This is a genomic window from Pseudomonas sp. KU26590 (assembly GCF_026153515.1).
Classification (GTDB): domain Bacteria; phylum Pseudomonadota; class Gammaproteobacteria; order Pseudomonadales; family Pseudomonadaceae; genus Aquipseudomonas.
In genome coordinates, this window is sequence record NZ_CP110644.1 from 2,639,890 (window position 1) to 2,657,191 (window position 17,302).

The following is a 17,302-nucleotide window of genomic DNA, read 5'->3' on the forward strand; positions in this document are numbered from 1 at the left end:
TGCAGCTATGACTAACTCAATGCTTGTGAGCATGCTTTTAGAACTTAAGCATATATACCACGGGGAGGGGTGCAGGGATTTTGACAGAGGTATTGACGCGATTGTCAGCATATTGTCGGAGAGCGCTCTGCCAGGAACGCCTGCATGGGATGAGGCTGGTTCTATTTACAGAACTATGGCCGGTTCCAAATCTGGATTTTCAGACATCTACATAGACCGCGACACCGTCGAGCAGCGGATCGCGGCTAACGCGCGACTTGATGCTATCCGGCAAACTCTCTGGGATACCTTTGCCAGGATTTGATGCGGCGCGAGATCGTCGATGACTAGGGACCAACGCTCTTCGCAACACCGGTGTTACAGCTTTGTACTGAACCTGATGCGCTTATGGAAAAACCCGGCTGAGGCCGGTCCCACAAAGGCATCGCGCATACCGATTGGGACTGGCTGAAACCTGATAGTAGGACCGGCTTTAGCCGGGAAGGCGCCAGTCGTCACACCTCAAAAGCAAGATTACGCCTCCCGCCCACGCAACCCGTCGCGCCCATAAAACGCCACCACCACAAAACACCCCAGGGGCAGCAGGTACGCCAGCGCGGTGGAGAAGTGATCCGCCACCAGCCCCATGAAATACGGCATCAGCGCGCCGCCGACGATGGCCATGATCAGGAACGAGCTGCCGCGTTTGGTGTGCGGGCCGAGGTTTTTCACGCCCATGGCGAAGATGGTCGGGAACATGATCGACATGAAGAAGAACACCGCGACCAGCGCCACCACGGACACGCTTTCCACGCCGCTGACCACCACCGCGCACAACGCAACGTTGATCCACGCGTAGACCATCAACAGCCGCTGCGCCGAAATACGCCCCATCAGCCAGGTGCTGAAGAAGCGCCCGCACATGAAGCAGATCATCGCCACCGACAGCAGGTACGCGGCACTCTGGCTGGTCATGCTCGCCCAGTGCTCGGTGACGTAATTGATGAAGAACGCGCCCACGCCCACCTGCGCCGCGACGTAGAAGAACTGCGTGACCACGCCGCCGACAAATTCTCGGTGCTGCCAGAGGGTCTTGCTGTCCTGGCGTTGAATGCTCGATTCCTGCTCGCGCAGATCGGGCATCGGCGTGCGGGCGAACAGCGCCGCCACCAGCAAAACGATCACCGCGATGACCACGTAGGTGGTTTGCAGCGAGCTGTTGTCACTGCCGGCGTTGCTGCCGCCGAAGAACAACGCGCCCCCCAGCAGCGGCCCGACGAATTGGCCGAGGCCATTGAACGACTGCGCCAGATTGAGCCGACGCTCCGCGCCTTTCGGGTCGCCCAGCACGGTGGCGTAGGGATTGGCCGCCGTCTCCAGACAACCCAGCCCCAGCGCGATGACGAACAGCGCAAACAGGAAGAACGGGAAGCTCGCCGCATTGGCTGCCGGCATGAACAGCAACGCGCCGGCGGCATACAGGCACAGCCCCAGCAGGATCCCGGCCTTGTAGCCGAAGCGGTCCATCAACAAGCCGGCGGGCAGGGCGATGATGAAATAAGCGCCGAAGTAGGCGGCCTGCAGCAGCCCGGACTGGGCCTTGCTGACGTGCAGCGTTTCCTGAAAGTGCTTGTTCAGCACATCGAGCAGCCCGTACGACAGCCCCCAGAGGAAAAACAGGCTGGTCACCAGCATCAACGCCACCCGCACCGACGGCGCAGCGTGCCGGTACACCGGTGCCTGGACTTTGCTGTGTTTGGTCAACATAACGCTCTCCTTTTTGTTGTTGTTCAAGCGTGCAGCGTGATGAAACGGATGTTCGGTTAACGCCGGAATCGCATCACTTCACGGACCTGTAGGAGCGCGCTTGCCCGCGATTGCGGTATGTCAGCCGGCAGTGATGTTGAATGTGCCGGCATAATCGCGGGCAAGCGCGCTCCTACCATTGAAGTGCTTAAGGCGGCTGATCCGACAGGCTGAAAATCTGCGCCATCGGCTGCCATTTATTCCCCGGCTCGGTCCACGGCGTCGGCTTCTGAAACCGCCACATCAACGCCTCCCATTCCTGCACCTTGGGATGGGCCGCCGACGCCTTATCCATCGCGTCGGCGCTGAAACCCGGCGCCGTGTCCATGACCATGAACAGTCGCGTGCCCAGTCGCCAGATCTGCATATCCAGCACGCCCTGACCGCGCAAGTGCTCAGCGATTTCCGGCCATATGCGCCGATGCAGTTGCTCATACTCGGCAATCAACGCCTCGTCATCGGCCAAGTCCAGGGCCAGACAAAACCGCTGCGCAACCGTCCCCGTATTCATGTCAGCGCGCTCACGTCAGTGCCCGGTCGAGATGCGTATAGCCGCCGTCCACCACCAGCCACTGTCCGGTGGTGTGGGACGCTCGCGGGGACAGCAGAAACAGCACGCTGTCGGCGATCTCGGTCGGCGTGGTCATGCGCTGGCCGAGGGGGATTTTTTCGACGATCTTCGCCAGCTTCGCCTCAGGGTCGTCGAAGCTGGAAATCCAGCGCTCGTACAGCGGCGTCATGACCTCGGCCGGGATCACCGCGTTCACCCTCACGCCATCGCTCAGCAACGACGCGGCCCATTCCCGGGTCAGCGACAGTTGCGCGCCTTTCGACGCGGTGTAACCGCTGGTGCCGCCCTGGCCGGTGAGGGCGGTCTTCGAGCCGATGTTGACGATGGCGCCCTTGCTGGCCTTTAGCGCATCGACGCACAAATGCGCCATGACGTAGTAGTGAATGAGGTTCTTCTCCAGCGACTCGATGAACGCGCTGCGACCCGCCTCCAGCCCGACGTTGTCATTGACCCCGGCGTTGTTGACCAGTCCGTCGAGGCGCCCGAAACGCTCCAGCACCTGGCTCACCGCCGCCGCGCAAGCCGCCTCGTCACGCAGCTCGACCTGCACGAACAGGGTCTGTGGCTGGCGTCTGTCCAGCTCGGCGGCCAATTCGGGTGGCAGCGGCTGGTTGGCGAAGATCACCGGGATCGCGCCTTCTTCGGCCAGCCCCAGCGAGATGGCCGCGCCAATCCCCGAGCCGCCGCCGGTGACGATGATCACTTTGTCTTGCAGGTGCAGGTTCATGGGCAGTTTCCTTGCAGGCCATAAAGGCGAATGGCGGTGCCGCCGCGCAGCGCGTTTTGCTCATCGACGGAGAGGGTGCTGATGGCGGTTTCGAATAACTGGTGGACGTCGCTGTAACGGCCGGCGAGCTGACAGACTGGCCAGTCGGAACCGAACATCAGTCGCTGCGGACCGAACAACTCCAGCGCCAGGTAGAAATACGGCAGCAGTTCCACCGGTCGCCAGCGCTGCCAGTCGGCTTCGGTAATCAGCCCGGAGAGTTTGCAGGCGACATGGGGCAGGGCGGCCAGCGGGGCGAGCCGATCGGCCCAGGCGATGGGGTCTTCCCGGGACAGGTCCGGTTTGCCGAGGTGATCGAGGATCAGGTGATGCTGATCGTGGCGTTGGCAGAAGTCAGTGGCAGCGTGCAGGTCGGCGTCTTTTACCAGCACGTCGTAAGTCAGCCCCTTGCGTTGCAACAGCTGTAGGCCACGGGCGAACGCGGCGTCCTGAAGGAACAGCGCCGGCGCCGGCTCGTCCTGGACCAGGTGACGGAGGCCGACCAGTTTTTGCGCGCCTTTATGAGAGTCGCCCCAGCGTGCGAGTTGCGCGTCCAGGTCATCCGCGCGCAGGTCCGCCCAGCCGACCACGCCGAAGATCCACGGGTGATTGGCGGCGTGGGTCAGCAGTGCGTCCGTCTCGCCGACACTGTGCCGTGCCTGCACCGCAATGCAGCCGTCGATGCCGTGCTGATCGAGCAGAGGTTTCAAATCCTGCGGCAGAAAGTCCCGTTGCAACGCAGCATGGCGCTGGTCAATCCAGGGGTAATCTCTGGCGTCGTAGGTCCAGAAATGTTGATGGGCATCCACCCGCAAGGGCGGTGCCGGTACGCTTGAGTGTCGGGACGACATTGTTGTTGTACTCCGTCCGTTTCATAGCCTCGCGCAATCTCTGCGGCGCGCGCATTTGTAGGAGCCGGCTTGCTGGCGAACCCGATGTTTCAGGCGACTCAGCAGCGTCTGAACACACGCATTCGCGGGCAAGCGCGCTCCTACAAGGGTCCGGCAGTGTGCTCAGCCCTTGTATGCGTACCGCGCCCGCGAAGCGGCTTTCATCTGAATCGAGAACCCCGGCGCGGCCGGCGGCAAATACGCCGCATCGCGAATCACACAAGGGTCCTCGAAGTGCTCATGCAGGTGATCGACATACTCCACCACCCGACCTTCATGGGTGCCGGCGATGCACAGATAGTCGATCATCGACAGGTGCTGCACGTACTCGCACAGCCCTACGCCGCCGGCATGGGGGCAGACCGGCAGGTGATATTTGGCGGCCATCAGCATCACCGCCAGCACCTCGTTGACCCCGCCAAGGCGGCAGGCGTCGATCTGCACCACGTCGATGGCCCCGCGCATGATCAGTTGCTTGAAGACGATGCGGTTCTGGCACATTTCGCCGGTCGCCACCTTCACCGGGTGGACGCCGAGACGAATCGTGCGATGGCCCTCGACGTCGTCGGGGCTGGTCGGTTCTTCGATGAACCAGGGTTTGGCGAAGGCCAGCTCGCGGACCCAGTCGATGGCCTCTTTGACCTCCCAGACCTGATTGGCGTCGATCATCAGATGGCGATCCGGACCCAGCACTTCCCGGGCGATGCGCACCCGGCGGATGTCGTCCCGCAGGTCGCGGCCGACTTTCAGTTTGATGTGGGAAAAGCCGCCGTCGACCGCCTCCTGACACAGCCGGCGCAGCTTGTCGTCCGGGTATCCCAGCCAGCCCGCCGAGGTGGTGTAGCAGGGGTAACCGTCGGCCAGCAGCGTTTGCAGCCGTTGCGCCTTGCCCTCGGCGCGCTCGGTCAACAGCGTCAGGGCTTCGTCCGGGGTGAGGCAGTCGGTGATGTAGCGAAAATCGATGCAGCGCACCAGCTGCTCCGGGGTCATTTCCGCCACCAGTTGCCACACTGGCTTGCCTTCGGACTTGGCCCACAGGTCCCACGTGGCATTGACCACGGCGCCGGTCGCCAGATGAATGGCGCCCTTGTCCGGGCCGATCCAGCGCAACTGGCTGTCGCTGGTGACGTGGCGCCAGAAGCGGCCCATGTCTTCGGCGATCCACTCCAGCTTCAAGCCGACCATCACGCCCGCCAGCGCCTTGATCGCGGCACAACAGATCTCGTTGCCGCGCCCGATGGTGAACGTCAGGCCGTGGCCTTGCAGGGTGGGGTGATCGGTTTCGAGAATGACGTAGGCCGCCGAGTAATCGGGGTCCGGGTTCATCGCGTCGGAGCCGTCGAGGAATTGCGAGGTGGGGAAACGAATGTCTTCAACGCGCAAGGCGGTGATGGTGGTCATGGCGGGTCCCTTTGGCATTTTTATGGGCGTAAGCCAGGGCCCGCAACGAGCGTTACGGGCCTTTCAATCGGTCAGCGCGTCATGCGTCGACAGTCAGCTGCTGCTGTTCACCCAACCCTTCAATGCCCAGACGCATGGTCTGGCCGGCGCGCAGGAACACCGGTTCCGGCTTGATGCCCAGGCCCACGCCCGGCGGTGTGCCGGTGGAAATCACGTCGCCCGGCTGCAGGCTCATGAACTGGCTCAGGTAGCTCACCAGCTTGGGGATCTGGAAAATCATCGTGCGGGTGTTGCCGTTCTGGTAGCGCTTGCCGTCGACTTCCAGCCACAGGTTGAGCTGGTGCGGGTCGGCGATTTCATCGCGGGTCACCAGCCACGGACCGATCGGGCCGAAGGTGTCGCAGCCCTTGCCCTTGTCCCAGGTGCCGCCGCGCTCGATCTGGAATTCACGCTCGGACACGTCGTTGATCACGCAATAACCCGCCACGTGTTCCAGCGCATCGGCCTCGTCGATGTAACGACCGCCCTTGCCGATCACCACGCCCAGCTCGACTTCCCAGTCGGTCTTCTTCGAGTTGCGCGGGATCTCCACGTTGTCGTTGGGGCCGACGATGGCGCTGGTCCACTTGTTGAAAATAATCGGCTCTTTCGGAATGTCGGCGCCGGTTTCAGCGGCGTGGTCGGCGTAGTTCAGGCCGATGCAGATGAACTTGCCGATCTTGCCCACGCACGGGCCGAGGCGCGGATTGCCCTCAACCAGCGGCAGGCTGTTGATGTCCTGGGACTGCAAGTGCGCGATGCTTTCCGGGCTCAGCGCGGTGCCCGACAGGTCACCGATGAGATCGGTCAGATCGCGAATGCGGCCGTCGCTGTCCAGCAGGCCAGGGCGTTCTTGACCGGGTTCGCCGTAACGCAGCAATTTCATGGGGTGTCCTCTAAACGTGAGTGATCAGATTCGTTGATGCTGTAGGAGTGAGCTTGCTCGCGATCCGATGGTACGGGTGCTCATCGGTCGACTGACACCTCGTTATCGTCCGGATGCAAAACGGACCCAGCTCACTCCTGCCGTTAAGTGTGATCAGCAGCCAGGCTCAGTTACTCCAGCCGCCGTCGATGATTTGCGCGGTGCCCGTGGTAAAGCCGCTGGCCGACGAGCCGAGGTACAGCGCCAGTTGGGCGATTTCCTCGGGCGTGCCCAGGCGTCCCATGGGCTGGCGCGCTTCGAACGCCGCGTACACCTCGGCCTCCTCACGGCCCTCGCGCGCCGCTTGATCGGCCACGCGCTGACGCAGGGAAGGGGATTCCACGGTACCGGGGCAAATGCAGTTGCAGCGGATGTTCTGCCCGACGAAATCGGCAGCGACCGACCGGGTGATGCCGATCACGGCGGCCTTGCTTGCGCAGTAGGCGAAGCGGTTGGGCACGCCCTTGATGGCCGAGGCGACCGACGACATGTTGATGATCGAGCCGCCGCCGTTGGCCAGCATCGCCGGCAAAAACGCGCGGATCATCTTGTACATCGCGGTGACGTTGAGGTCGAAGGCGAAGCGCCAGTCGTCCTCGGAGCATTCGAGGATGTTGCCGCTGTGCACCACACCCGCGCAGTTGAACAACACGTCCAGCGCGCCCACTTCGGCGGCCAGCTGTTGAATCGCGGCGTGATCGGTGACGTCGAGCACACGCTTGTGGACGCCCTGGAAGTGATCCAGCGCTGCGCCGTTGATGTCGATTGCGAAGACTTCTGCGCCAGCCTTCAGGTAGGCCTCGACGCTGGCTTGCCCGATGCCCTGGGCGGCGGCCGTGATGAGCACTCGCTTACCGGTGAGGTCCATGTTGATCCCTTGTTTTTATTGTTGAGACGACCTGTCTGGCTATCGAGCGCTTCAGGTCTGCTGACCGGGCCACTGAGGCCGCATTCAGGCAAAGACGACGCACGCGAACCTCGTTGGGGTTTGCTATGCTCGGCTCACTGCAGCGCTCCAATGGTCAGGCCATTGGTCCTGTTTTTAGCACTTGTCATGGGCCGCAACAAGGCCATTTTTCGATCCAGTGCGCTGTAAATTTTCGAGCCGATTCCCGATGCCAATCCAAGTAATTGATAACCAGAGACTTTATCGCCAGATCGCCGATCAGCTACGCGCGCTGATCGACAGCGGTGAATTTCCACCGGGCAGCCGCCTGCCGGCGGAACGTGAATTGGCCAAGATGCTGGGGGTGAGCAGGGCGTCGGTGCGCGAGGCGATGATTGCCCTTGAGGTGATCGGGCTGGTGGATGTGCGGGTGGGCAATGGCGTGCTGGTCTGTGAGCCGCCGGGGCAGAAGCTGTCCGATGAACCGGTAATGACCCAGGTCACCCGCGATCAGTGGAAGGACGTCGACCCGGAGCTGGGCATCGAGGTGGATTTCAGCGCCGAGATCCCGCCGTTTGCCCTGCTTCAGGCGCGTCGGCTGATCGAACCGGAAGCAGCGGCGCTGGCGGCGCAGAACGCCAGCGATGAAGAGCTGGAAGCGATTCGCGAGGCCTTCGAACGTAACGCCCGCGACAACCGCGAGCATTCCCACACCCACCCCGGCGATCGCCTGTTCCACATCCGCATCGCCCAGGCCTCTGGCAATCCGGCCTATGCACTGATGATCAAGCACCTGCTCGGCCATCAGTACGGCAGCATGTTCCAGCGCTTACAGGCCCACTACACCTCCGACGACATGCCGTTCCGCTCCGAACACGAACACCGCCTGATCCTCGACGCCCTGCAACACCGCGATGCAGGCGCCGCGAGGCAGGCGATGGCCGGGCATCTGGATGAAGTGATCCGCATCTTCAGCCGCGGCGGGGTGTAGCGTTCAGAAGGGGGCACCGCAGACTTCCCCGCTATCGCAGCACCTGTAGGAGCGCGCTTGCCCGCGAAGAGGCCGGTGCGTCCGACGCATCTCTGTCGTCCATGCCGACGCCTTCGCGGGCAAGCGCGCTCCTACACGTGTTGCGGTGGCAGCTGAATATCAGCGTGTCAGCGCAGACGGCTGAATGGGTCCTCACTCACCCATCCGTCGAGCGCGACACCTCTTCCCATTCCGCAAACTCGGCTTCCAGCTGCGCCAGCTTTTCCCGCACCAGCTTCAACGCGTCGCTGCCCAGCAACAGATGCGCCGGCGGGCTGGGACTATCAATCAGCTTGAGCATCGCATCTGCCGCCTTCACCGGATCACCCGGCTGTTTGCCGCTGCGTTCTTCGCGGGCCTTGCGGATCGGGTCGAAGCTGGCGTCGTAGTCGGCAATCTGCCGCGCGGTACGCTGCATCGAGCGCCCGGCCCAATCGGTACGGAACGAACCCGGCGCCACGGCGGTGACAAACACATTGAACGGCTTTAACTCCTTGCTCAAAGATTCGGAAATGCCTTCCAGGGCGAACTTGCTGCCGTGGTAGTAGGAAATCCCCGGCATCGTGATGAAGCCGCCCATGGAGGTGACGTTGAGGATGTGCCCGCGGCGACGCTGACGGAACAGCGGCACGAAGGCCTTGATGATCGCCACTGCGCCGAACACGTTGACATCGAACTGCCGACGCAAGTCATCCAGCGGCGACTCTTCCAGAATACCTTCGTGACCATAACCGGCGTTGTTGACCAACACGTCGATGGGCCCGAACGCGGTGTCGGCCTCGGCGACCACGCGGTCGATGGCGTCGAAGTCGGTGACGTCCAGCAGCACGCCGTGGGCGCGACCGGGTGCCTGGGCTTCGAATGCCTGAACGGCGTCTTCATTGCGCAGGGTGCCGATCACGGTATGACCCGCCGCCAGCGCCTGTTGCGCCAAGGCCTGACCGAAGCCGCTGCTGACACCGGTGATGAACAGGGTTTTTGATGTGCTCATTGTGCGTTTCCTCTCCGGCCCTAAGCCGTTGATCGTAGGCCCCCATGGTAGGAACCCTGCGCCTCAAACCGATGACCCAGTCCTACGCGATGATTGCCTGATCCTGCCCTGGCTTGGCGCTGCCACGGGAAGACTGCTGGTCATCCTGTAGGAGTGAGCTTGCAAGGTGCAGATGACCTGCATCTCACACCCGCGGATTGGCCGTGTTCTTGGTCACCAGCCGCAACCCGCTTGCCAGACTGCCCACCGCCGCAAAGCCTGCGCCGATGCTTAAGGCCAACACCGGGCCGTGAGTATTGGAAATCCCGAAACTCAAGGCCACCAACGCCGCGCCCGTGGCCTGACCGATCAGGCGTGCCGTCGCAATCGTGCCGCTGGCGCCGCTGGAGCGTTCCTTCGGCGCGCTGGTCATCAGCGCTTTCTGATTCGGCGCCTGGAAGAACCCGAAGCCGATCCCGCATAGCATCATCCGCCCGATGATGGAGATCACGCTGGCGTCCGCCGGCATGCTCGCCAGGGAAATCATGCCGACACAGAGGATGGCCAGGCCGATCCCGCCCAGCAGCCCCGGCGGATAACGGTCCGACATGCGCCCGGCAAATGGCGCAATCATCGCCACCACCACCGACCACGGCGTCATCAGAAACCCGGTCTGCACCGGGTCGCGGCCCAGGGTGCTCTCAAAAAAGAACGGCAACGAGACAAATGCCAGGCCCTGGGTGGCGAACGAACAGAACGCCGTCAGCGCCGACAGCGCAAACATCGGCCGCTTGAGCAGATCCAGCGGGAACATTGGCGCAGGGTGCCCGGCCTCCCGCTTGAGCATCAGCGCGCCGCCCACCAGAAAAACCGCCAGGGCGATCAGCACGCTGGTCATGGAACCCAGCTGTGCCGCCTGACTCAGGGCAAAGATCAGCGCGCCGAAGGTGATGACGTTGAGCACGGCGGTCATGCGGTCGAAGGTTAAGGTGCCGAGACGGGTCGCGGGCAGTGAATTCCAGGCAAACACCAAGGCGAACAGGCCGATGGGCAGGTTGATCGCGAACAGCCACGGCCAGCTCGCCACCGACAGCACCAGCGAGGCCACGGTCGGGCCGATGGAAAACGACGTGCCGACCACCAGCGCGTTCATGCCCAGTCCGCGGCCGAGCCGTTCGTGGGGGAAGATCGAACCGATCAGCGCGGCGTTGACGCTCATGATCGCGCTGGCACCGATGCCCTGGAGGACCCGGGCGATGGTCAGCGTGGGCAATGACCAGGACAGCGCACACAAGGCCGACGACACCACGAACAGAATCAGCCCGCCCAGATAGACCTTGCGGTGCCCGAGCACACCGCCCAGTGCCGCGAACGGCAACAGCGTGGCGACGGCGGCGAGCTGGTAGGCGTTGATGATCCATACCGACGCTGCCGGCGAGGCGTGTAAATCAGCCGCGATGGCGGGGAGGGCAGTGTTGGCGATGGCGGTGTCGAGGGTGGCGAGGGCGATGGACATCAGAATCGCCGCCATGCCGCGAAACTCGCGGGGTGTGAGTTTGTTACCGACGCGCGGGGCATCCTGAGTGACGGGCTGGACCATTATCGACAACGCTCCGGGGATGAACTTCAGGCAGGTCTGCAAGCGCAGACGAAAGCGTGATGGTGCCGTTTTGTTAGGGTGCTACGCAATTAAAGATGCGCGAAGCAGGACGGATCGCGACGGCATACGGCCGCGCAGCTGCAGGTATGGCAGCGCCGGCATCCAACTGTAGGAGCCGGCTTGCTGGCGAATGCTGTGTGTCAGACGCCCGTTTCACAACTGCCCCGACCCGTTCGCCAGCAAGCCGGCTGCTACGGAGGGGGCAAGGCAAGCATTCAGCGACCGACCTCAACCCCCAGCGGTATCAATGTCCTTGTCCAGCTCACCCGTCTGCAGTTCTTCTTTGGTGGTGTCCGGCGACTCATGCTCTTCAGGCTCGAAGTCCGGAGTAAAGCTGTTATCCCCCGTATCGACCCCGGCCTTCGCCTGACCCTGAGCGCCGTCTTTCGACTCGCCCAGTGGTTTGACCGTGTCCTCCTGCGCCACGCTGCTTTCCGGGGCTTCCGGTTGCGTGGCCGGGCTGATCGCCGGGTCGTTGCGGTTGACGGTTTGATCGTTGTTCTGGGTAGCCATACGCACCTCTTCTGTCATGTCCCGTTCACAGGACTTACAGATATCGAGGGCAACCGCGCGCAAGGGTTCGATCAATGTGCTGACCGGCATTGATCAGCTGTCCCGATAGGCGCCTGTCACCGGCATGCGACTGCCCAGGCGATAACGCGACGACGGGTGCACCAACCGCACGTAGGTCACCACGTTGCCGCTGTTCCAGGTGCGGCGCATCAGCACCAGACACGGCTCGCCCGGTTCGATCTGCAAATGCTTGAGCTCCTCGGCGCTCGGGTGGCTGGCCTCGACGATGTGCTCCATTTCATCGGGCTGGATGATCCGCAGCAGATACCGCGCCGACTGCAACGCGTCGCCGAAGGGCTGCTGCAGAAAGTCCGGGGCGGCGTGGGGGTTGACGTAACGGTCTTCCAGCTGCACGGCCACATCGTCCTCGTAATGCACGCACAACAGGTGAAACACCGACGCGCCGGTGGCCAGCGAGAGGGCCGAGGCGATGGGCATCGACGCCGATTCCCGTGCCAGGTGCAGCACCTGGCAGCGGTAGCGATGACCGCGGGCGAGGATTTCGTCGGCGATGTTGGTGATGCGCAGCAGGTTGGATTGCGGCTTGCTGGCGGCAACGAAGGTGCCGACCCCGGACACCCGCAGCAGGCGGCCTTCTTCGGTCAGCTCGCGCAACGCCCGGTTGACGGTCATCCGCGACATGCCCAGCTCGACCACCAGACGGTTCTCCGACGGAATCAGGTCGCCGGGCTGCCATTCCCCCGACGACAGCTTGCCGTGAACGAAGGATTTCGCCCGCCGATACAGGGCCTGGGGTGCCGGTTTGTCCATCGTCTCTCTCCCTTTCAGAACAGGCGTGCGTTGACGGCCCTAAAAAAAGCGCATCACGGCTTGGCGTCCTGCCAGAACGCGTTGCGGTCCAGGTAGTTCTGCAAGAACTGCTGCAGCCGGGGTTGCTCGGCGTTGTGAAAGATCTGCCGGGGCGTACCGCGTGCGACGATTTCGCCCTGATCGAGAAAAATCACCGAATCGGCGACCTGGGCGGCAAAGCCCATCTCGTGGGTGACCACCACCATGGTCATGCCTTCCTTCGCCAGGGTCTTCATCACCTGCAGCACTTCGCCCACCAGTTCCGGGTCGAGGGCCGAGGTCGGCTCGTCGAACAGCATGATGTGCGGCTCCATCGCCAGCGCCCGGGCAATCGCCACCCGCTGCTGCTGGCCACCGGACAATTGCGCGGGATACGCCTCGGCCTTGTGCGCCAGACCGACCTTGTCGAGCATCGCCATACCGCGCTTCTTCGCTTCGTCGGCCGAGAGCTTGCGCACCCGCCGCAAGGCTTCGCAGACATTGCCGAGGGCGGTCATGTGCGGCCACAGGTTGAACTGCTGAAAGACCATGCCGACGTTGCGCCGCACCTGGTTGATCTGCGATTGCGGCGCGCGGCGACGGCCCTTGTCGGTGTCCTGCCAGCCAAGCAACTGGCCTTCGATGCGGATCTCGCCTTCGTCGTACTCCTCCAGAAACGCCATGCTGCGCAGCAATGTGCTCTTGCCCGAGCCGGACGGGCCGATCAGGCACACCACTTCCGAGCGCTGCACCTGCACGTCGATGCCCTTGAGCACGCGCAGGTGGCCGAAGCTTTTGCCCACCTGGCTCAGGGTCAGCACGGACGACTGCTCGCCGTTGGTTTTCATAGGTTCATCCAGGGATTCGCGGGTCGTTTCGCCGGTAGGGGCGGGCACGTTGCCGCCGGGGATCAGAAGGCTGTTCATCGGGGTTGCCTGCTCATGAAACGGCCGACGCGGGTTTCCAGGAGCATGCCCAGTCGCGAGCACAGCTCCACCAGAATCAGGTAGCCGATGCACAGCATCAGCAGGGTTTCGACGAAGGCGAAGGTCTCCGAACCGATGCCGGTGAGGACCATCGTCAGCTCGGGAATGGTGATGATCGACAGCACGGCGGTTTCCTTGCACAGCACGGTGACCATGTTCACCAGCGCCGGCAGAATCATCACCAGCATCTGCGGCAACTGGATGCGCCAGATGCTTTGCAGGCGAGTGATGCCCAGGCAATCGGCGGCTTCCAGCTGGCCCCGGGCGACCGACTGGAAGCCGGTGCGAAAGATTTCAGCGAAGTATACGCCGCCGTAGACCCCGAGGCCGAGAATGCCGGCGGGGATCGGGTCAAGGCTGATGCCGAACGACGGCCCGCCGTAATACACCAGAAACAGCTGCACCAGAAACGGCGTGCTGCGGATCAGCTCGAGGAACACCCGCAGCGGCACGCGCACGAGGTTGTTGCCGAACACCTGGGCGACGGCGATCAGCATGCCCAAGGCCAGGCCTAGCACGACGCCGCTGCTCCAGGTGCCGAGGGTGACCAGAAACCCCGAACCGATGTCGTCCAGGTGGTCGGTGAAAATGCTCGGGTCGAAGGTCATGCCGTGCGCTCCTTCAGCCGTCGTTCCAGCAGGCTCGCGGCGTACGCCAGCGGCACGTTGATCAGGCAGTAGAAGCCGGCGAGCATCAGGTAGTCCTGGACGAACATGTAATCGCTGGCGGCGAGGTTCTGCGCCGTGCGGGTGAGGTCGGCCAGCCCCACCACCGAGACCAGCGACGAGGCCTTGATCAGCAGGATCATTTCATTGACCAGCGCCGGCAGCGTCAGGCGCACGGCCTGGGGCACGCGGATGCGCATGAGCATCTGCGCGTCGCTCATGCCCAACAGGCCGGCGGCCTCCAGCTGGCCCCCGGGAATCGCAAGAAAACCGCCGCGCATGATCTCGGCGATGTACGCGCCGGCGGCCAGGGACAGGCCGATGATCGCCGCCACCGTGGGCGAGACATTGGGCAGGCCGACCCGGGGCAGGAAGTAATAGATGAACAGCAGTTGCACCAGCAGCGGAATGCCGCGGAACACGAAAATGTAGGCGCCACCCAGGCGGCGCAGAAAAGGGATCGGCGACAGGCGCAGGCTGCCGACGACGATGCCGATGACAAAGCCGAACACCAGCGCGGCGATCGACACCTGCAACGTCACCCACAGGGCGCCTAGCAGTAACGGCGCGTTTTGCTGCAGCAAGGGCCAATCGACCACGGCGTTTCTCCAGCGTATGCCTGACGCAAATCTTGTAGAAGGACCTATACCTGACGCAAATCCTGTAGGAGCGCGCTTGCCCGCGAATTGCGGTGTGTCAGCCAACTTATCCATTACTGACACACCGCATTCGCGGGCAGGGTGGAGCGCCACCCCGGTCACTCCTACAGGTCGTGCATCGTTTCGGGACGATGCAGTTGACTTAGCTCCTTATCACCACGTCGGCTCGAAATCACCCTTCGGCACGTCCATTTCCGCGCCCAGCCATTTCTTCTGCAGCGCGGCCAGGCGGCCGTCGTCGTGCATCTTGGTCAGGGCAGCATCCAGTGCGGCGATCAGGCTGTCGGCATCGGCGTCCTTGCGGCCCAGGTAGGCGAAATAGGATTTCTTGCCGAACGGCGGCTGCACCACTTTGTACAGATTGCTTTTCTGCGCGGCGACGAAGGAGATGTTCGGCAGCGAATTGGCCACGGCGACGATGCGCTTGGCGGCCAGATCAGCGTAGGCCTGATTGTTGTCGACGTATTCACGAATGGTGACCTTCTGCGGCAGGGTCGCGGCGAAGGCTTTCAACTCTTCCAGCTGCGCCGAGCCCTTGCCGGCACCGACGGTTTTGCCGGCGATGTCTTCAGGCTTGCTGATGCTGTCGTCCTTGGCGCCCGCGAGCAGGGCCACGGTCGCTTCGGCAATCGGCGAGACGAAGTGGTAACGCTCCTTGCGCGCCTTGGTCACGATGATCGGGCCGGCCACCACGTCGAATTTCTTCGCTTCAAGACCCGGCAGCACGCTCGGCCACGGCAGGTCGAGGAACTTGATCTTGACCCCCAGCTCCTGACCCAGCGCCTCGAACAACTCAGCGTTCAAGCCTTTCTGCTTGCCCGCTTCGAGAAAGTCGAACGGCGCGAACTGCATCTCGGTGCCGACCACCAGCTCACCGGCCTTTTTCACATCAGCCAGTTGATCGGCCTGTGCCGACAGTGGCAGCACCGCCAATGGCAACAGCGTCAGCGTGGCAGCGATGCTCAAGCGTTTAAACGTCCTGCGGAACACAGAGTCGAGTGGCATGGGATGGCTCCTGGGTGGATGGGGCGTGTGGCGTCGAAGGCTGCGGGATGGTGGTGAGCTGCAGTTAGCGTGCCATACCGGTATATACAACCGGCAGGTGGTTATCAGCCGAGGATTTTGCCCGGATTGAGAATGCCGTTGGGGTCGAAACTGCGCTTGAGTTCGGCCATCACCTGCAACGCTTGCGCGCTGACCGAGTGATGGAGAAACTCGCGCTTGAGCAGGCCGATGCCATGTTCAGCTGACACCGCGCCGCCCAACTCGCCGACGGCGCTGTAGACCAGCTCTTCGATTTCCAGCACCGGCGCGGGCTGCGGCAGCGAATGGCAGTCCACGGTCAGGTGCAGGTTGCTGTCACCGATGTGGCCGAAATACACGCTTCGGTTACCCGGCCAGCGCGCGTCGATGCGTTCACGGCAGCGCTCGGCGAACTCACCGATGCGGCCGATGGGCAGGCTGATGTCGAAGTTCAGGGGCGCCATGCGCTGGGGAAACTCGCCGGTGGCCTCGCGTATTTTCCACAGCCCGCGGGCCTGGGTCTGGGAGGTGGCGAGAATGGCGTCGACCACTTCACCGGCCTCGATTGCGGCTTCAAGGGTCTGCTCCAGCGCATCGCCGGGGGCGGACGATTCCAGCAGCACGTACAGCGGATGATGATCGGGGATCGGCGCGACGGGCTTCTCCAGCCACGACACGCCAAGGCGCAAGAAATCCTGCCACATCAATTCATAGGCCTGGGGCGTGCCGACGCTCGACTGAATGCGCCGCAGCAGCGCGACGGCGCTCTGGTAATCGGGCAGGGCGCAGAGCAGCGTGGTGGTGGGGCCGGGCAGCGGCGCCATTTTCAGAACCGCACGGGTAATCACCCCAAGGGTGCCTTCGCTGCCGATGAAGCACTGTTTTAGGTCATAACCGCAGTTGTTCTTGATCATCTTGTTCATCAGGTCGAGCACACGCCCGTCCGCCAACACCACCTCCAGACCGAGCACCAGGTCGCGGGTCATCCCGTAACGAATCACCGCATTGCCACCCGCGTTGGTAGCAATGTTGCCCCCGATCTGACACGAGCCCCGGGCGCCCAGGTCCAGCGGAAACAAAAAACCGGCGTCGGCCACGGCGTGCTGGATCTCCTCCAGCGTCGTCCCCGCACCCACGCTGACGGTGGCGGCGGCTGTGTCGATCTCCTCGATGCCGCGCAGGCGATCCAGCGACAACGCGATATCGGTGGTGCGCGGAACGGCGCCGCCCGCCAGCCCGGTCATGCCGCCCTGGGGCACCACGCTTTGCCCCGCCGCGTTGCAGATGCGCAGGGCGAGGGAAACCTGTTCGGTGCTGGTCGGCAAGAGCAATGCGGCCGGGCAGGCGGGGGCATGGCGGGTCCAGTCGCTGTAATGACGCGGGCTAATGGCCTCGCCGGTCAGCACCTGAGGGTCGCCCAAGGCCTCGCGCAAATGTCTGATGGTCTGTTGCAGGTCGCTCATGGAATCCACTCGATCAATCCGCGTCAGGGGTGGGGCGTGCCTGACAGCGGGGGAGGCTGTATAGACAGCTGACGCAAGATGCAGGCCAGTTGATCGACGCCATTAGGCTGAGGGCGCTAACGGCTTCGCTGTAGGACTGGCTTTAGCCGGGAAAGCGTCGTCTGTCACACCACAGAATCCAGGTTGCACGCGCTGGCGCATTCCCGGCTAAAGCCGGTCCC

Annotated in this window: 18 protein-coding genes; 2 read left to right on the forward strand and 16 right to left on the reverse strand. The window is 63.1% G+C overall.

The window, feature by feature from the left end; genetic code table 11:
- Positions 1-7 precede the first annotated feature (7 nt).
- Positions 8-304 (forward strand): hypothetical protein, encoded by a 297-nt coding sequence (locus tag OKW98_RS11620; RefSeq protein WP_265389286.1) that lies wholly within the window; start codon positions 8-10, stop codon positions 302-304.
- A gap of 209 nt (positions 305-513) precedes the next feature.
- Here the strand turns inward: OKW98_RS11620 and OKW98_RS11625 are convergent, their stop codons facing one another.
- The 7 genes from OKW98_RS11625 to OKW98_RS11655 all read right to left on the reverse strand — a co-directional run bounded on the left by OKW98_RS11625 (position 514) and on the right by OKW98_RS11655 (position 7,245).
- On the reverse strand, positions 514-1,746 hold the full coding sequence (locus OKW98_RS11625; RefSeq protein ID WP_265389287.1) for a sugar MFS transporter: 1,233 nt from the start codon (positions 1,744-1,746) through the stop codon (positions 514-516).
- 187 nt (positions 1,747-1,933) lie between these two features.
- On the reverse strand, positions 1,934-2,296 hold the full coding sequence (locus OKW98_RS11630; RefSeq protein WP_265389288.1) for an L-rhamnose mutarotase: 363 nt from the start codon (positions 2,294-2,296) through the stop codon (positions 1,934-1,936).
- Positions 2,297-2,306: 10 nt separating this feature from the next.
- Positions 2,307-3,083: an SDR family oxidoreductase gene (locus tag OKW98_RS11635; RefSeq protein WP_265389289.1), complete on the reverse strand. Its 777-nt coding sequence runs from the start codon at positions 3,081-3,083 to the stop codon at positions 2,307-2,309.
- Entirely contained in the window at positions 3,080-3,973 is an 894-nt protein-coding gene (locus OKW98_RS11640; RefSeq protein ID WP_265389290.1) for an amidohydrolase family protein, read from the reverse strand. The genes OKW98_RS11635 and OKW98_RS11640 overlap by 4 nt, the downstream gene beginning before the upstream one ends.
- Positions 3,974-4,135: 162 nt before the next feature.
- Positions 4,136-5,413 (reverse strand): L-fuconate dehydratase, encoded by a 1,278-nt coding sequence (locus tag OKW98_RS11645; RefSeq protein WP_265389291.1) that lies wholly within the window; start codon positions 5,411-5,413, stop codon positions 4,136-4,138.
- A gap of 79 nt (positions 5,414-5,492) precedes the next feature.
- Positions 5,493-6,338: a fumarylacetoacetate hydrolase family protein gene (locus tag OKW98_RS11650; protein ID WP_265389292.1), complete on the reverse strand. Its 846-nt coding sequence runs from the start codon at positions 6,336-6,338 to the stop codon at positions 5,493-5,495.
- A gap of 166 nt (positions 6,339-6,504) precedes the next feature.
- A complete protein-coding gene (locus OKW98_RS11655) occupies positions 6,505-7,245 on the reverse strand; it encodes an SDR family oxidoreductase (protein WP_265389293.1) in 741 nt (246 codons plus the stop codon).
- Positions 7,246-7,492: 247 nt separating this feature from the next.
- Here OKW98_RS11655 and OKW98_RS11660 point away from each other — a divergent pair, with 247 nt between their 5' ends.
- Positions 7,493-8,254: a FadR/GntR family transcriptional regulator gene (locus tag OKW98_RS11660; RefSeq protein WP_265389294.1), complete on the forward strand. Its 762-nt coding sequence runs from the start codon at positions 7,493-7,495 to the stop codon at positions 8,252-8,254.
- 196 nt (positions 8,255-8,450) lie between these two features.
- On the opposite strand, the gene OKW98_RS11665 is transcribed toward OKW98_RS11660, so the two are convergent.
- The 9 genes from OKW98_RS11665 to OKW98_RS11705 form a co-directional block, all read right to left on the reverse strand.
- Complete coding sequence (locus tag OKW98_RS11665; RefSeq protein ID WP_265389295.1) at positions 8,451-9,284, reverse strand: oxidoreductase; 834 nt, start codon at positions 9,282-9,284, stop codon at positions 8,451-8,453.
- Positions 9,285-9,468: 184 nt separating this feature from the next.
- Positions 9,469-10,794 (reverse strand): MFS transporter, encoded by a 1,326-nt coding sequence (locus OKW98_RS11670; protein WP_265389712.1) that lies wholly within the window; start codon positions 10,792-10,794, stop codon positions 9,469-9,471.
- Positions 10,795-11,151: 357 nt separating this feature from the next.
- Entirely contained in the window at positions 11,152-11,436 is a 285-nt protein-coding gene (locus OKW98_RS11675) for a hypothetical protein (RefSeq protein WP_265389296.1), read from the reverse strand.
- Between the two features lie 93 nt (positions 11,437-11,529).
- Positions 11,530-12,267, reverse strand: a complete 738-nt coding sequence (gene hutC, locus OKW98_RS11680; RefSeq protein WP_265389297.1) for a histidine utilization repressor — start codon at positions 12,265-12,267, stop codon at positions 11,530-11,532.
- A 53-nt stretch (positions 12,268-12,320) separates the two neighbouring features.
- Positions 12,321-13,133 (reverse strand): amino acid ABC transporter ATP-binding protein, encoded by an 813-nt coding sequence (locus OKW98_RS11685; RefSeq protein ID WP_322114184.1) that lies wholly within the window; start codon positions 13,131-13,133, stop codon positions 12,321-12,323.
- Between the two features lie 74 nt (positions 13,134-13,207).
- The gene (locus OKW98_RS11690) at positions 13,208-13,879 is read right to left on the reverse strand and encodes an amino acid ABC transporter permease (RefSeq protein WP_265389298.1); all 672 of its coding nucleotides are present in this window, start codon (positions 13,877-13,879) and stop codon (positions 13,208-13,210) included.
- Complete coding sequence (locus OKW98_RS11695) at positions 13,876-14,535, reverse strand: amino acid ABC transporter permease (RefSeq protein ID WP_265389299.1); 660 nt, start codon at positions 14,533-14,535, stop codon at positions 13,876-13,878. The genes OKW98_RS11690 and OKW98_RS11695 overlap by 4 nt, the downstream gene beginning before the upstream one ends.
- A 213-nt stretch (positions 14,536-14,748) precedes the next feature.
- Positions 14,749-15,600 (reverse strand): transporter substrate-binding domain-containing protein, encoded by an 852-nt coding sequence (locus OKW98_RS11700; RefSeq protein ID WP_265389300.1) that lies wholly within the window; start codon positions 15,598-15,600, stop codon positions 14,749-14,751.
- Positions 15,601-15,704: 104 nt separating this feature from the next.
- On the reverse strand, positions 15,705-17,081 hold the full coding sequence (locus OKW98_RS11705) for an FAD-binding oxidoreductase (protein WP_265389301.1): 1,377 nt from the start codon (positions 17,079-17,081) through the stop codon (positions 15,705-15,707).
- Positions 17,082-17,302: the final 221 nt, after the last annotated feature.

What these genes read in the sequence shown, in the direction of transcription:
- OKW98_RS11655 (WP_265389293.1), bottom strand. Translation starts at nt 7,245, where the DNA reads ATGGACCTCACCGGTAAGCGAGTGCTCATCACGGCCGCCGCCCAGGGC.
- OKW98_RS11670 (WP_265389712.1), bottom strand. Translation starts at nt 10,794, where the DNA reads ATGGCGGCGATTCTGATGTCCATCGCCCTCGCCACCCTCGACACCGCC.
- hutC (WP_265389297.1), bottom strand. Translation starts at nt 12,267, where the DNA reads ATGGACAAACCGGCACCCCAGGCCCTGTATCGGCGGGCGAAATCCTTC.
- OKW98_RS11635 (WP_265389289.1), bottom strand. Translation starts at nt 3,083, where the DNA reads ATGAACCTGCACCTGCAAGACAAAGTGATCATCGTCACCGGCGGCGGC.
- OKW98_RS11625 (WP_265389287.1), bottom strand. Translation starts at nt 1,746, where the DNA reads ATGTTGACCAAACACAGCAAAGTCCAGGCACCGGTGTACCGGCACGCT.
- OKW98_RS11665 (WP_265389295.1), bottom strand. Translation starts at nt 9,284, where the DNA reads ATGAGCACATCAAAAACCCTGTTCATCACCGGTGTCAGCAGCGGCTTC.
- OKW98_RS11660 (WP_265389294.1), top strand. Translation starts at nt 7,493, where the DNA reads ATGCCAATCCAAGTAATTGATAACCAGAGACTTTATCGCCAGATCGCC.
- OKW98_RS11620 (WP_265389286.1), top strand. Translation starts at nt 8, where the DNA reads ATGACTAACTCAATGCTTGTGAGCATGCTTTTAGAACTTAAGCATATA.
- OKW98_RS11645 (WP_265389291.1), bottom strand. Translation starts at nt 5,413, where the DNA reads ATGACCACCATCACCGCCTTGCGCGTTGAAGACATTCGTTTCCCCACC.
- OKW98_RS11640 (WP_265389290.1), bottom strand. Translation starts at nt 3,973, where the DNA reads ATGTCGTCCCGACACTCAAGCGTACCGGCACCGCCCTTGCGGGTGGAT.
- OKW98_RS11650 (WP_265389292.1), bottom strand. Translation starts at nt 6,338, where the DNA reads ATGAAATTGCTGCGTTACGGCGAACCCGGTCAAGAACGCCCTGGCCTG.
- OKW98_RS11630 (WP_265389288.1), bottom strand. Translation starts at nt 2,296, where the DNA reads ATGAATACGGGGACGGTTGCGCAGCGGTTTTGTCTGGCCCTGGACTTG.
- OKW98_RS11700 (WP_265389300.1), bottom strand. Translation starts at nt 15,600, where the DNA reads ATGCCACTCGACTCTGTGTTCCGCAGGACGTTTAAACGCTTGAGCATC.
- OKW98_RS11685 (WP_322114184.1), bottom strand. Translation starts at nt 13,133, where the DNA reads ATGAAAACCAACGGCGAGCAGTCGTCCGTGCTGACCCTGAGCCAGGTG.
- OKW98_RS11690 (WP_265389298.1), bottom strand. Translation starts at nt 13,879, where the DNA reads ATGACCTTCGACCCGAGCATTTTCACCGACCACCTGGACGACATCGGT.
- OKW98_RS11675 (WP_265389296.1), bottom strand. Translation starts at nt 11,436, where the DNA reads ATGGCTACCCAGAACAACGATCAAACCGTCAACCGCAACGACCCGGCG.
- OKW98_RS11705 (WP_265389301.1), bottom strand. Translation starts at nt 17,081, where the DNA reads ATGAGCGACCTGCAACAGACCATCAGACATTTGCGCGAGGCCTTGGGC.